General features: G+C 62.6%; 14 protein-coding genes. 3 read left to right on the top strand and 11 right to left on the bottom strand.

The window, feature by feature from the left end; translation table 11 throughout:
- The first annotated feature begins 4 nt into the window (after positions 1–4).
- On the top strand, positions 5–271 hold the full coding sequence (minE, locus tag AAIL66_RS07680) for a cell division topological specificity factor MinE (protein ID WP_003071985.1): 267 nt from the start codon (positions 5–7) through the stop codon (positions 269–271).
- A gap of 124 nt (positions 272–395) precedes the next feature.
- Here the strand turns inward: minE and gorA are convergent, their stop codons facing one another.
- The 6 genes from gorA to AAIL66_RS07710 form a co-directional block, all read right to left on the bottom strand.
- Positions 396–1,760, bottom strand: coding sequence for a glutathione-disulfide reductase (gorA, locus tag AAIL66_RS07685; RefSeq protein WP_253232859.1), 1,365 nt, complete (start codon positions 1,758–1,760; stop codon positions 396–398).
- Positions 1,761–1,889: 129 nt separating this feature from the next.
- Positions 1,890–2,801, bottom strand: a complete 912-nt coding sequence (locus AAIL66_RS07690) for a TauD/TfdA family dioxygenase (protein WP_343496424.1) — start codon at positions 2,799–2,801, stop codon at positions 1,890–1,892.
- 131 nt (positions 2,802–2,932) lie between these two features.
- Positions 2,933–3,457, bottom strand: a complete 525-nt coding sequence (locus AAIL66_RS07695) for a flavin reductase family protein (protein ID WP_034351237.1) — start codon at positions 3,455–3,457, stop codon at positions 2,933–2,935.
- A gap of 197 nt (positions 3,458–3,654) precedes the next feature.
- A complete protein-coding gene (locus tag AAIL66_RS07700; RefSeq protein WP_343496400.1) occupies positions 3,655–4,296 on the bottom strand; it encodes a 3'-5' exonuclease in 642 nt (213 codons plus the stop codon).
- A gap of 26 nt (positions 4,297–4,322) precedes the next feature.
- Complete coding sequence (gene hpaR / locus AAIL66_RS07705) at positions 4,323–4,814, bottom strand: homoprotocatechuate degradation operon regulator HpaR (RefSeq protein WP_003065209.1); 492 nt, start codon at positions 4,812–4,814, stop codon at positions 4,323–4,325.
- A 113-nt stretch (positions 4,815–4,927) separates the two neighbouring features.
- Positions 4,928–6,304: a D-amino acid dehydrogenase gene (locus AAIL66_RS07710; RefSeq protein WP_343496401.1), complete on the bottom strand. Its 1,377-nt coding sequence runs from the start codon at positions 6,302–6,304 to the stop codon at positions 4,928–4,930.
- 42 nt (positions 6,305–6,346) lie between these two features.
- Here AAIL66_RS07710 and AAIL66_RS07715 point away from each other — a divergent pair, with 42 nt between their 5' ends.
- Positions 6,347–7,261, top strand: coding sequence for a LysR family transcriptional regulator ArgP (locus AAIL66_RS07715; RefSeq protein ID WP_034351228.1), 915 nt, complete (start codon positions 6,347–6,349; stop codon positions 7,259–7,261).
- 161 nt (positions 7,262–7,422) lie between these two features.
- Here AAIL66_RS07715 and AAIL66_RS07720 read toward each other — a convergent pair whose 3' ends face one another.
- From AAIL66_RS07720 to AAIL66_RS07730, 3 genes are read right to left on the bottom strand one after another with little or no spacing between them, the layout of a single operon-like run.
- Complete coding sequence (locus AAIL66_RS07720) at positions 7,423–7,845, bottom strand: universal stress protein (protein WP_003065214.1); 423 nt, start codon at positions 7,843–7,845, stop codon at positions 7,423–7,425.
- Positions 7,846–7,874: 29 nt separating this feature from the next.
- Entirely contained in the window at positions 7,875–8,753 is an 879-nt protein-coding gene (locus AAIL66_RS07725; protein WP_343496402.1) for a metallophosphoesterase, read from the bottom strand.
- A gap of 13 nt (positions 8,754–8,766) precedes the next feature.
- Positions 8,767–9,747, bottom strand: a complete 981-nt coding sequence (locus tag AAIL66_RS07730; RefSeq protein WP_034351561.1) for a LysR family transcriptional regulator — start codon at positions 9,745–9,747, stop codon at positions 8,767–8,769.
- Between the two features lie 135 nt (positions 9,748–9,882).
- On the opposite strand from AAIL66_RS07730, the gene AAIL66_RS07735 reads away from it, so the two are divergent.
- Positions 9,883–10,311 carry a hypothetical protein gene (locus AAIL66_RS07735; protein WP_003065220.1) on the top strand — a complete coding sequence of 143 codons (429 nt, stop codon included), beginning with the start codon at positions 9,883–9,885 and terminating at the stop codon, positions 10,309–10,311.
- A 186-nt stretch (positions 10,312–10,497) separates the two neighbouring features.
- On the opposite strand, the gene AAIL66_RS07740 is transcribed toward AAIL66_RS07735, so the two are convergent.
- The gene (locus AAIL66_RS07740; protein WP_034382683.1) at positions 10,498–12,354 is read right to left on the bottom strand and encodes a phosphoenolpyruvate carboxykinase (GTP); all 1,857 of its coding nucleotides are present in this window, start codon (positions 12,352–12,354) and stop codon (positions 10,498–10,500) included.
- Positions 12,355–12,675: 321 nt separating this feature from the next.
- A complete protein-coding gene (locus tag AAIL66_RS07745; protein WP_003059912.1) occupies positions 12,676–12,813 on the bottom strand; it encodes a hypothetical protein in 138 nt (45 codons plus the stop codon).
- Positions 12,814–13,002: the final 189 nt, after the last annotated feature.

The raw sequence follows: 13,002 nt of genomic DNA on the forward strand, positions 1-13,002 counted from the left end.
CCTGATGTCCATGTTGTCGTTTCTGCTCGGAGAGAAGAAGAAGTCCGCCTCGGTCGCCAAGGAGCGACTGCAGATCATTCTCGCGCGCGAGCGCGTGGGCGGCGAAAGTGGCAAGCCCGACTATCTGCCCGCCCTGCAAAAAGAGCTGATGGCCGTGATTTCCAAGTATGTGGACATCAACCCCAATGACATCAAGGTACAGCTGGAGCGCCAGGAAAACCTTGAGGTTCTGGAAGTCAAGATCGAGCTGCCGGACGCCGCGCGCGGCTGATACCAACTCATCTATCCATAGCGCTAGCGCTTGATGGACAAGGAAATGGGCCTGAAAAGGCCCATTTTTCATTGCGATGCCGCCGCGCGGCCCTGCCCCCTGCGAAAGCGCGGGGGGTCGTTTCTCATTCGCGCACCGGCTCGCGCATGGTCACCAGCTCCTCGGCCACGGTCGGGTGTATGCCGATGGTCGCATCGAACTGCTGCTTGGTCGCGCCGCATTGCAGTGCCACGGCAAAGCCCTGCATCAGTTCGCCCGCGCCCTCTCCCACCATATGCACGCCACGCACGCGCTGGTCGGCCTTGGAGACGATGAGCTTGAGGAAGACATTCTCGGGCTCGGCCCCCATGCGGTTGGTCAGCGGCCTGAAGCCGGACTGGAAAACCTGCACTGCGCCGAAGCGCTCGCGCGCCACTTCCTCCGACAGGCCCACGGTGCCCACCTGCGGATGGGAAAACACCGCCGTCGGCACCAGCTCATAGTCGGGAGCGCTCTTGCCGCCCTGGCCGAACAGATGATGGGCGAGCACTGTCCCCTCGGCCAGCGCCACGGGCGTCAGAGCCATGCGATCGACCACATCGCCCACGGCATGGATGGAGGGCACGTTGCTGCAGAAATACTGATCCACCTCGATGGCGCCCTTGTCGTTGACCTTGACACCCGCGGCCTCCAGCCCCAGGCCTTCGATCAGGGGCACACGACCCGTGGCATACATCACGCAGTCCACGACCAGCTGCTCGCCGCTCTTGAGCTGCAGGTGCAGGCCGTCCGCCTGCTTGTCGATGGCCTGTATTTCTTCGCCCCAGCGAAAGTTCACACCCAGCTGAGCCATCTCCTGGCCCAGATGCAGACCCAGGTCTGCATCAAAGCCGCGCAGCAACTGCTGGCGGCGGTGCAGCAGGGTCGTCTCGGCGCCCAGACCGTTGAAGATGGAGGCGAACTCCACGGCGATATAGCCTCCGCCCACGACCACCACCCGCCTGGGCAGGTGCGGCAGATGGAAGGCCTCGTCAGAGCTGATGGCATGCTCCACGCCAGGAATATCGGGCAGGCTGGGCGTTCCGCCCGTTGCAATCAGGATATGGCGGGCATGGATGGTCTGGCCGTTCACCAGCACGCTATGCGGCCCCGAGAGCGCCGCACGGCCATGGATAAGGGTAATGCCTGCCCCGGCCAGCATGCGGCCGTAGACACCGTTCAGGCGCTCGATTTCGCGGTCCTTGTTGGCAATCAGCGTGGGCCAGTCGAAGCGCGGTCGCTCCAGCTGCCAGCCAAAGCCCCGGGCCTCCTCGGCCAGTTGGCTGAAGTGCGCGGCATGGCTGAGCAGCTTCTTGGGGATGCAGCCCACGTTGACGCAGGTACCGCCCAATTGGGCAGCTTCCACCACAGCCACACGGGCCCCCAGACCGGCAGCCACACGGCTGGCGCGCACGCCGCCCGAGCCACCGCCTATGACCAGAAAATCGTAATCAAAGTCTTGTTGCTGCATGTTCTGTCTCGCTGTTTGGGAGGGTCAAAGCAGATGCTTGCTGCTTTGAACTCTACAAGACAAGACTGCCGCAGGTGGTTTAACGCAGCGTTAAACCACCTGCACGACCCAGTTTGATTGGCGGGCGGCTCAGAACGGTTTGTCGCCCACGACCGTGGCGCGATGCATGCGGCGCACGGCCGGGAAATAGTCCTGAATCGCGTAATGCTGGGTAGAGCGGTTGTCCCACATGGCAATGGTGTTGGGCTCCCAGTGCAGACGCATCTGGTATTCCAGAATCGCAGGCTGGCGCAGCAGATAGTTCATCAGCTCCTGTTGCTGGGCATGAATTTCGTTGGCCGAGCGGAAGCTGTCGAAGTTCGAGCTGAAGTTGGCGAAATGCGTGACGAAGGCCTCGTTGACGTAGAGAATCTTTTGGCTGCTTTCGGGGTGGGTGCGCACCACCGGGTGCACCACGGGCGGGTATTTGCCGCGGGCTTGGGCCTGCTGTGCGGGCGTCATGCGCGCGCCGAACGAAGGCAGGATGTCATGCACGGCATACAGGCCGGCGATCTGCTGCTTGCGCGTCTCGGGCAGCTGCTCGTAGGCCTGCTCCATATTGATCCAGACCGTGTCGCCGCCGACCTCGGGGCATTCCACGCAGCGCAGCACCGAGGCCATGGAAGGCGTCTCGCGCCAGGAGACATCGGTGTGATAGACGTTCTCGGTGCCTGGAATCTTGCTGTTGCCACCCAGCAGCACCAGTTCGGCATGATCGGGGTGATGGGGAAATACCGGATGCAGCTCCAGCTCGCCGAAGCGGCGCGCAAACGCCACATGTTGGGCAGGCGTGATGTTCTGCTCGCGAAACACCAGCACCTTGTGCGCCACCAGCGCCTGACGCAGTTCGCGCGCCTGCTCCTCGCTCATGGGCTGGCGCAGGTCTATGCCCGAAACCTCCACGCCGATGGCGGGTGAGATGCGCTTGAACTCGATCCCCGTCCTGCTTGCCGCGGCCACCTTGCGCTGGGTATGGGTCGGCCTGTCTTCGCAATCGATCATCATGTGTCTCCAAAGCGTTGCAACCACTGTCCTCGGGCCTGACACAGCAGGCCTGGGGGCAATCTAGGGCGGGCCTTGGAGATCGGTATCGTTCAAGCCGACTAGGTAGGGTTCCCAGTCGGCAGCCGGCTTTACCTGACGAAGCCGTGGGCGTGCATATGGCCCGAGTGGTAGAGCAGCGGCGCGCGGTCGGCATGGTGCTCGCAGCGTTCCACCTCGCCGATGAAGAGCAGATGGTCGCCCTCCTCATGCTGGCGCAGATTGCGGCACTCGAAGACCGCGCTGCAGCCCTCGAGCAGCGGCACGCCATGCTCGGAGTCATGATGCTGGGTATGGCTGAAACGGTCCGCACCCTTGCGTGCAAACAGCTCGGCCAGCGGCTTTTGCGAAGCCGCCAGCACATGAATCGCGTAATGCGTGCAGTGGCGGAACACGGGCAGTGAGTTGGCCTTCAGACCCAGGCTCCAAAGCACCAGCGAGGGCGCCAGCGACAGTGCGTTGAAGGAGCTGACCGTGGAGCCCACCGCATGGCCCTCTGCACTGCGCGCCGTGATGATGGTCACGCCGGTGGCAAATTGCCCCAGCGCATCGCGAAATTCGCGCTGCGAGAAAGGCAAGGCCGAACGCAAGACGGAGGTAGGCAAGGCGGAGTTCACGAAATTCAGAGCTCAGGTCAGCGACCACAACGGTGCGCCACGGTTCAAGATCAGCAGACCCAAAGAGCATCTGCAGGACTTGATCAATTATCAACTTGAACCTTGCCGGTCACAATCCGTAAGGGCTTAAGGCCAAAATCATCAATTTTGATAGCTTCTCACTCAGTAATACACAGGCCTGCAGGCCTAAAGCTTCATCAATCCTGGGTCTGAGCTGCCAGCAGCCCTTGGCCGGCCTGCTGCGCCAGCCAGCCGCCGACCTTGGCTTTGCTGCAGCGTTGCAGCTGCATCAGCAGCTCATGCTCGGGCCAGGGCAAGGCATGGCGATCGCACAGATCCTGCTGCATGCGGGCCAGCAGGGCCGCCGCCATCTCGGCATCCGCCAGCGCCCGGTGGGCGCGGCCCGTGGAAGGCAGGTGCAGGTAGCGCGCCAGATTGCCCAGACTGTGACTGGGCGCCTGCGGGTAGATGCGGCGCGACAGCAGCACGGTGCAGGCAAACAGCTGGGGGGCCGCCTCGCCCGCCAGCGCCAGCTCGGCCTGCCAGAACTTGCTGTCGAACGATGCGTTGTGGGCCACCATGGGCGCAGCGCCCACAAAGCGGGCCGCATCGCGCATCACCTCGGCGGCGGGCGCCGCCGTGCGCAGCATGGCATTGGTGATGCCGGTGAGTTCGGTGATGAAGGGCGAGACCCAGGCCCCGGTCTGCATCAGGCTCTGGAAACGGTCCACCACTCGGCCCTGCTCCAGCAGCACGATGGCTACCTCGGTGGCCCTGGCACCCTGGGCGGGCGTCATGCCCGTGGTTTCGAAGTCGATGACGGCAATCGCAGCACTCATCACTGCATTGTGCCGTGGCCGGCGCCTCAGTCCTGGCCCAGCTCGTCTTCGCCGGGCAGACCCAGGCTCTGCACCACATGCTCGAGGATGCGGAACAGCTGCTCGCTCTCGGCGCTGCCCAGTTGCTCCTCGATCTCGGTGTAGATGGTCTCGAAATGCGGCACGATCTGGGCCACCATCTCCTGGCCGGCTGGCGTGAGGGCGAACTCGGAACCCCGCAGATCGGCTACATGGCGGCCGCGCTTGATGAGCAGGCGTCCTTCCAGCGTCTTGAGCAGGCGCGAGAGGCTGGGCATGCTGATGAAGGTCAGCTGCGACAGCTCCATGGGACGCAAACGCTTGTCGGCCACCCACATGATGCGCAGCACGCGCCATTGCTGCTCGGTCAGGCCGTGCGCACGCAGCGAGGGACGAAAGCGCACCATGACCGCCTCGCGGGCCTTGAGCAAAGCCATGGGCAATGAGCGCGCAAAGGAACGTGAGGTTTCAAGGGCAGGAGTGATGTCGTGCTGGATCATGGCATGGACGAGTTGCTGGCGTAATTGTATGTAAGAGCCCCAAGCAGCGATACCGTCAATCCGGGCAAAAGAGTCAGCCGGCCCGTACTCGTCCTGCAGTCCTATGCCCTGTCTCAGGCCGACGCAATCCGCGCGCCGCGAGCGACCTCGGGTGCCGGCTCATCCCAGAACCGGAAATCCAGCGCCGGGCGCTCACCGCTCATCAGCGCCGCCATGGCCTTGCCCGAGCCTGCTCCATGCGTCCAGCCCAGGGTGCCATGCCCGGCATTGACCCAGATGCCTCTTGCCTGCGTGGCCCCGATGCAGGGAATATTGCTGGGCGTGGCGGGCCGCAGACCGCACCAGAACTGCGGATCGCCACCCTGCTCGGGCAGGCGCGTGTCGCAGACGCCGGGCATCAGCTCCTCCACGCGCCTGACCAGCATCTCGCAGCGCGCCCTGGCCGTAGGCGTGTCCAGACTCAGATCGAAGCCTCCCAGCTCTATGGTGCCGGCTACCCGCAGTCGGTTGCCCAAACGGCTCATGGCGACCTTGCGGCTGTCGTCGATGGTGGAGACCATGGGGGCTTTTTCGGGCCGCAGCAGCGGCAAGGTGGCGCTATAGCCCTTGCCCGGATAGATGGGAACCTTCACGCCCAGAGGCCTGAGCAGCAGCGGCGTGTAGGAGCCGCAGGCGACCACCACTGCATCCGCGCTCAGCATGCGCGGGGCGCCATCGCTGCCGTCGCGAATCTGCACCTGGGCAGGCCTGCCCCTGCGCGCCGGCTGCAGGCTCAGGATGTCGTGGCCGTAGAGGAACTGCACACCAGCCTGGGCACAGAGACCGGCCAGCTTTTCGGTGAACAGACGCGCATCACCGGACTCATCGGTGGCAGTGAAGGTGCCGCCCGCAATCTGCGCGGCATAGGGCGTGAATGCAGGCTCGATGGCAAGCAGCTCTTCGCGGCTGACCAGACGACGCTGCACGCCGTATTGCCGCATCAGCTCCACGCCTTCGGCGGCCTCGGCAAACGCCTGCGGGCTGCTGTAGAAATGGGCAATGCCGCGCTCCAGCCGCTCGAACTCGACACCGGTCTTCTGGACCATGTCCTTGAGCGCCAGATGGCTGTAGGCGCCCAGCGCCACGATCTGCTGCACATTGCGCGCAAAGGCGCGGTCATTGCACTGGGCCAGGAACTGCAGGCACCAGCGCCATTGCGCGCTGTCGGCCTGGGGCCGCAGCAGCAGAGGAGCCTCTTTGTCGAACATCCATTTGAGCGCCTTCCAGGGTGCCTGGCGATTCGCCCAGGGCTCGCAATAACTGACCGAGATCTGGCCGCCATTGGCATAGCTGGTCTCCAGGGCCGGACCGCTCTGGCGGTCCACCACGGTGACTTGATGACCGCGCTCGCGCAGATGCCAGGCGGTGCTGATGCCGATGATGCCGGCACCCAGGACGATGATGTTCATGCGGCCAGTGTCTGCACTCTTGCGGGCAAACAAAAGCAGCATTAAATTTTCAGCAGTTTCATCAGAAATGCTAATGAAGTTGCCATGAGCTCCTGGGACCCTGTTGCGCTGGAATGCCTGGCCGCCATCGTGGAAGAAGGCGGCTTCGAGCGCGCGGCGCAAAGGCTGCACATCACCCAGTCGGCCGTGTCCCAGCGCCTGCGTGCACTGGAGGCTCAGGTGGGCTCGGTACTGGTGGAGCGCACGCGTCCCGTCAAGCCCACCAGCGCCGGGCGTCTGCTGCTCAAGCATGCCAAGCAGCTGCGCCTGCTGCGCGCCGATCTCGCTCATGAGTTGCAGGAACTGGCACCGCAGACCGGGCAGAGTCTGGCCGGAGAAATCGTCTCCATCGCCATCAATGCCGACAGCATTGCCACCTGGGCCATGACGGCTCTGGACGAGCTGGTGAAGAGCGGCCTGCCGCTGGAGGTGGTGGTCGACGATCAGGACTTCACGCAGGAGCTGCTGCGCTCGGGCCAGGTCATGGGCTGCGTCACCACACTGAGTCAGGCCATGCGCGGCTGCACCGTGCAGCCTCTGGGCGCCATGCGCTATGTGGCCGTGGCCTCTAGCGAATTTGCGCAGCAAAGATTGCCGCAGGGGCTGACGCGCAAGAACTTCAACCAGCTGCCCTATCTGTCCTTCAACCGCAAGGACGATATGCAGGCCGAATTTGTGGCGCGTTGCCTGGGTCTGCGCAATGTGTCGCTGCAGCATCAGATTCTGCTGCCCAGCTGCGAGGCGCAGGTGCGCGCCGTGCGTGCCGGCTGGGGCGTGGGCGTGCTGCCGCAGTTGCTGGTGCAGCCCGCGCTGGATGCCGGTGAACTGATCGACGTGGCAACAGGCCATGCGCTGTCCATCGCGCTGTTCTGGCATTGCTGGAATCTGGAGTCACGCGTGCTGGCCCGTGTCAGCCAGGCCTTGCTGGGCAAGGCCCGCCAAGTGCTGCAAGCGGTTTGATGCAGACAAGAAAAAAGGCCGTGCTTTGCAGCGCGGCCTTGAGAGCTTGATGTCAAACGGAGGTACTTTGGTTTTTGTAGCTGTGGACGCTCATCTAACCTTGATTTGAAGCTGATTTACGCCTGATACGTATGTAAATCAAGCGCAAGCAGCTATGAAAATCAGCGAATTAGCAGCACGGGGATGGTGCAGCCCGCCAGCACCTGCGAGCTGACCGAACCCATGACCAGACGGCCCAGCGCGCCGTGGCCGTGCGTGCCCATGGCGATCAGGTCGAACTTGCCGTCCTGGGCGGCATGGATGATGGTGTCGGCAATGGGGCCGACCTTGGCGATGCTTTGCGCCTCGACGCCACGCCCCTTCAGGAACTCCAGCACGGGCTGCAGGATCTTGGCGGATTCTTCGTCGTAGTACTGCTCCACCACCTCCTTGCCCAGCGCGGCGCGTGCACGAGGCGGCAGCAGCGGCTGCACGGTGATGATGGTGTACTCATGGCCCGTGCCCAGCATCTCCTGATGCGAGGTCAGATAGGCCAGCATTTTCTGGGTATAGGCACTGCCGTCCACGGCGAGCAAGATCTTCATACCAATTTCTCCTTGTTGATGTCTCAAGCCTAAGGGCTGGGGACAGTCAGCATCTTGACTTGGCTCAAGTTAATTGTCGATGCCGGCAGAAAGTCATCCTGCTCTCCCTTGCGGGCATAGCCCAGGGGATTGGCCACCACACGGCATTGCCATTCGCTGCCGTCCTCGCGCTGGCCGCATGCGATGTAGTCGCTGGCGCAATGCAGATGGCCGTGCAGCCAGAGCTGGGCATGGGGCAGAAAGTCGTCCATCACATTGCAGAAACCGGCCGTGCCGGGTACCAGGCCGTAGCGCGGATCGGCACTGCGCAGGCTGGGCGCAAAGTGGGTCACGGCCACCGTGGGTCCGTCAAAAGGCTGCTGCAGCGCAGCGCGCAGCCAGTCCTGGCAGAGCAGGCTTTCCTCGCGCATGGGCGCGGCCAGAAACGGCTCGCCCTGGCGACTGCCACCTGTCTTTTGCAGATAGAAATTGGCGGCGCGAAAGGCCTTCTCGCGCAGCTTGTGCAAGCGCGTGGCATCACTCACGCCTTCATGCATGGCCATGGCGTCGAAGTCGCTCCACAGCGTGGTGCCGATGAAACGCACCCCGTCCATGACCACGGTTTCACGATCGAGCCAGATCAGACCCAGCCTGTCGCACACACGCTGCAGGCGCAGCCTTGCCTCGTCGAAGTCCTGCATGTCGTATTCGTGATTGCCGGGCACGAACAGCACGGGTGTGGGCCAGTTGGCGTATTGCGGCAGCGGCGAGAAACGCTCCAGCCCGAAGTTCTCGCCGTCGACCTGGGTACTGCTCTGGTAGGAGCCGATGTCGCCGGCCAGCACCAGCACATCGGCGCCCGCGGCTGGCTGGGCCACGAATTGGGGGTGGACTTCGAGGTGCAGGTCGGACAGCAGCTGGATCTTCATGTGGCTAGTTTAGTCAACCATGGTGAGTGACCTGGGCCGAACCGTTGGCAAAGGTGATCTCGGCCGAGCGCGTCAGCGTTTTCAGCAGCCAGTCATAGGCCTGCGGGTGCGGGCCGCGCCGACGCCACAGTGCATCCACATGCACGGGCGTGACATCGAAGGGCAGATCGCGCAGCTCCAGCTGGTCGCTCATGCCGGTCACGGGCACAAAATGGCGCGGCAAGATGGTCAGCAGATCGGAGTTGAGCACCACGCGCGCCGCGGTGAAGAACTGGTTGACGGTGAGCACCACTTCGCGCGAACGCCCCAGCGAGGCCAGGGCCTCGTCGATGAAACCGAAGGAGCGGCCCGAAAAGCTGACCAGCATATGGCGTGCCGCGCAATAGTTGTCCAGCGTCAGCGGAACATGCGCCAGCGGATGGCCTTTGCGCATCACGCACAGGTACTCGCCCTCATACAGACGGCGGCTGTCAAACGCCACCAGACCGCCAGCCTGGGCACGCGCCGTCAGATCGGCCAGTACGGCGGGGAAATAGCCCACGGCCATATCGGCCTCGCCATCATCGAGCAAGGGCCTTGGATCGCGCGTGGTCAGCGGCAGCAGGCGTATGCCCAGGCCCGGTGCCTCGCGCGCCAGAATCGGGTACAGCGGCGGAATCAGCGTGGCTGCCGTGGCATCGGCCATGGCGATCACGAACGTGGTGGCGGCCGTCTCGGGATCGAACTCATCGGGTGCGAGTGCACCCTCCAGATGCTGCAAGGCCTCGCGTATCACCGGCCACAGGGCCTGGGCACGCGGCGTGGGCTCCACGCCCTGTCCCTGGCGCACCAGCAGCTCGTCGCCCAGAACCTCGCGCAGCCGGCGCATTGCATTGCTGACCGCCGGCTGGGTGATGCTGAGCTTGTGCGCCGCACGCGTGAGACTGCGCTCGGACATGACCTCGTCGAAGACGCGCAGCAGATTGAGATCCAGAGAACGAAAGTTCAAAGACATGGCATCACCCAATGCATCACTGCCGTGAATGCTACAGATTCAAAATATAAATTTGAACACACCTAGGGTAATCCCTATAGTTACACCTATTCCCCGGGCAATTCGCCAAAAGCGTGGGTCAAAGGGTTAACTGCCATGAGCAACTTTATTTACAACTCCTACTGTGTCGAGCACCCTGGTGTGGTGCGTATCTATCAAGCCAGCGATGAACGCATGGCCGCCATTGCCGCCGAGCACGAGGCGCAATCCCAGTCCAGGTCGTACTGGATGGTGCTGGCTGTGGTGCTGGCCGCCCTGGCCGCCGGCGTCTTCCAGGCCACCGAAACCTGGAGCGACGGTCATATGATGGCTGCCTGGATGGTTCTGTGGGCCATGGCCTTTGCCAGCATTGCCCTCTTCTCCACTCCCGCACGCCGTGCCATCAATCTGGTGCGCACCGGCTACCGCGCCTGGGTCAAGAGCCGCCAGCAAGCTGCTGCCGATGAACGCGTCTGGAACGCCGCGCTGCAAGATGCCCGCCTGATGGCCGATCTGGCCCGCGCGATGGATCGCCAGAGCCGCTAAGCTCCGCGCCTCTCCGAAGAAAGCCGCTGCCCACAAGGCCAGCGGCTTTTTCATGCCCGCTCAGCGTCTCATGAAATCGGCGTCAACCCCTTGTCCGACAGGCGCCAACAGCTATCAACACAACGGTTCAAAAACAAAAAGCCCTGCGGCCAACGGCCTGCAGGGCTTTTTTATTCTGTCAAAGGCTTAGGCGGACAGACGCTCTTCGAGCTTGGCCTTGGTATCCAGCATGGCCTTGGGCAGGTTGTAGGCCAGCTTGTCGAAGTGCTCGCCGTGCAGCTTCATTTCCTCGGCCCAAGCCGCCTTGTCGATATTGGTCACGCTGTCGAACTGGGCAGCATCGAAGTCCAGACCGCTCCAGTTGATTTCGGCGTACTGGGGAGCAATGCCAAAGGCGGTTTCCTGACCCTGAGCCTGGCCTTCCAGACGGTCGATCATCCACTTCAGAACGCGCATGTTCTCACCGTAGCCGGGCCAGACGAACTTGCCTTCGGCGTTCTTGCGGAACCAGTTGGTGGTGAAGATCTTGGGCAGGGTTGCGCCCTGGCCTTCGATCTTGGCGCCCAGATCCAGCCAGTGCTGGAAATAGTCGCTCATGTTGTAGCCGGCAAAAGGCAGCATGGCGAAGGGATCACGGCGCACCACGCCTTGCGCGCCAAAGGCGGCGGCCGTGGTTTCGGAGCCCATGGTCGCTGCCATGTACACGCCCTCGGTCCAGTCACGGGCTTCGGTCACCAGAGGCACGGTGGTGGAGCGGCGGCCGCCGAAGATCATGGCATCGATCTTCACGCCGGCGGGATCGTCCCAGGCTTCGTCCAGCGCAGGGTTGTTGGTGGCAGCCACGGTGAAGCGGGCATTGGGGTGGGCGGCCTTGGCGCCGGTTTCCTTGGCGATCTGGGGCGTCCAGTCCTTGCCTTGCCAGTCGATCAGGTGATCGGGCAGCTTGCCCTGGTCCTTTTCCATGCCTTCCCACCACACGTCGCCGTCATCGGTCAGGGCCACATTGGTGAAGATCACGTTCTTGTCCAGGCTCAACATGCAGTTCGGGTTCGTGAGCATATTGGTGCCGGGAGCCACGCCGAAGTAACCGGCCTCGGGGTTGATGGCGCGCAGCGAGCCGTCGGCCTGGGGCTTGATCCAGGCGATGTCGTCGCCGATGGTCGTGACCTTCCAGCCGTCGAAGGCCTTGGGCGGCACCAGCATGGAGAAATTGGTCTTGCCGCAGGCCGAGGGGAAGGCCGCAGCCACGTGGTACTTCTTGCCTTCGGGGTTGGTAACGCCCAGGATCAGCATGTGCTCGGCCAGCCAGCCCTGGTCACGGCCCATGGTGGAGGCGATACGCAGCGCAAAGCACTTCTTGCCCAGCAGCGCATTGCCGCCGTAGCCCGAGCCGTAAGACCAGATTTCGCGGGTTTCAGGATAGTGAACGATGTACTTGGTCTTGCTGCAAGGCCAGGTGGTCTCGTCCTTCTGACCTGCGGCCAGAGGTGCGCCGATGGTGTGCACGCAGGGCACGAACTCGCCGTTGGTGCCGATCACGTCATACACGGCCTTGCCCATGCGGGTCATGATCTTCATGTTGACGGCCACATAGGGGCTGTCGGACAGCTCGATACCCACGTGGGCGATGGGCGAACCCAGCGGGCCCATGGAGAAAGGCACCACGTACATGGTGCGGCCAGCCATGCAGCCGTCGAACAGCGGGTTCAGCGTGGCGCGCATTTCCGCAGGTTCCATCCAGTTGTTGGTGGGACCTGCGTCTTCCTTTTTGGCGGAGCAGATATAGGTGCGGTCTTCCACGCGAGCCACGTCCGAAGGATCGGTCCAGGCCAGGAAGGAGCCGGGGCGCTTGGCCAGGGGCTTGAAGGTGCCGGCATCCACCAGTTGCTGGCACAGCGCGTCATATTCGGCTTGCGAGCCGTCGCACCAGTGGATCTGGGCAGGCTTGCACAGCGCGGCCATTTCGGCGACCCAGGCAATGAGCTTGGGGTTCTTGACGTAGTCGGGAGCCTGGATGTTCAGGCTTTGCACAGCGGCGTTCATGGGGGAAGTCCTTCAATTAAAAAACCAGTTTTTCAAAGAAGCATCCTCGGCTGCGTCTTTGAAAAAAGGCTTTTGAAGGTGTCTCGCCTGCTTTCCCTAGCGCTTGTTGGCGCCTGAAATCCGTCTGAAATAGTCAAAACAACCTTGTTTTGAATAGCAGCGGGAGATCGATTTTAGGTAGGGGCCTTGAATTTGTCAGCAAATCACGGGCAATATCTATGCATCTTATGCATCAGAATATGCATGCCACATTCATTCATAACCTGCACAGACGTAAAAAAACCCCGCGTCGCGGGGTTGGGCTCGAGAAGGTTGGAATGCCTAGGCCATGTTCACGGCAATAAAGGCCAGCAGGAACATCATCACGGCGCCAGCGGCGGGAATGATGATGGGAATATAGGGCACAACGGCTTCGGCCGCGTCCTGTGCCTCGTGGTTCACTGCGGAATCATCTGACATGTGATCAATGCTCCTCCTGAAAGCAGGCGGTGAAACAAGCAAGCTCTGCAGCCATTCTAGGCACAGCCCTGGCGACATGGCTCAGGGAAAGCCATAGCCGCTCTTGGCGCTCTTGGCGCTCAGACCCGCATCCCATGTCCGCCAATGGCGAACAGCACTTCTTCGATGTCGACCATGCGCAGATAAGTT

It is taken from the genome of Comamonas sp. F1-6 (assembly GCF_039581415.1).
GTDB lineage: Bacteria > Pseudomonadota > Gammaproteobacteria > Burkholderiales > Burkholderiaceae_C > Comamonas > Comamonas thiooxydans.

Bases quoted from the DNA above. Each gene is read 5' to 3' on its own strand.
- minE (WP_003071985.1), top strand. From the start codon at position 5: ATGTCCATGTTGTCGTTTCTGCTCGGAGAGAAGAAGAAGTCCGCCTCG.
- gorA (WP_253232859.1), bottom strand. From the start codon at position 1,760: ATGCAGCAACAAGACTTTGATTACGATTTTCTGGTCATAGGCGGTGGC.
- AAIL66_RS07690 (WP_343496424.1), bottom strand. From the start codon at position 2,801: ATGATCGATTGCGAAGACAGGCCGACCCATACCCAGCGCAAGGTGGCC.
- AAIL66_RS07700 (WP_343496400.1), bottom strand. From the start codon at position 4,296: ATGAGTGCTGCGATTGCCGTCATCGACTTCGAAACCACGGGCATGACG.
- hpaR (WP_003065209.1), bottom strand. From the start codon at position 4,814: ATGATCCAGCACGACATCACTCCTGCCCTTGAAACCTCACGTTCCTTT.
- AAIL66_RS07710 (WP_343496401.1), bottom strand. From the start codon at position 6,304: ATGCTGCTTTTGTTTGCCCGCAAGAGTGCAGACACTGGCCGCATGAAC.
- AAIL66_RS07715 (WP_034351228.1), top strand. From the start codon at position 6,347: ATGAGCTCCTGGGACCCTGTTGCGCTGGAATGCCTGGCCGCCATCGTG.
- AAIL66_RS07720 (WP_003065214.1), bottom strand. From the start codon at position 7,845: ATGAAGATCTTGCTCGCCGTGGACGGCAGTGCCTATACCCAGAAAATG.
- AAIL66_RS07725 (WP_343496402.1), bottom strand. From the start codon at position 8,753: ATGAAGATCCAGCTGCTGTCCGACCTGCACCTCGAAGTCCACCCCCAA.
- AAIL66_RS07730 (WP_034351561.1), bottom strand. From the start codon at position 9,747: ATGTCTTTGAACTTTCGTTCTCTGGATCTCAATCTGCTGCGCGTCTTC.
- AAIL66_RS07735 (WP_003065220.1), top strand. From the start codon at position 9,883: ATGAGCAACTTTATTTACAACTCCTACTGTGTCGAGCACCCTGGTGTG.
- AAIL66_RS07740 (WP_034382683.1), bottom strand. From the start codon at position 12,354: ATGAACGCCGCTGTGCAAAGCCTGAACATCCAGGCTCCCGACTACGTC.
- AAIL66_RS07745 (WP_003059912.1), bottom strand. From the start codon at position 12,813: ATGTCAGATGATTCCGCAGTGAACCACGAGGCACAGGACGCGGCCGAA.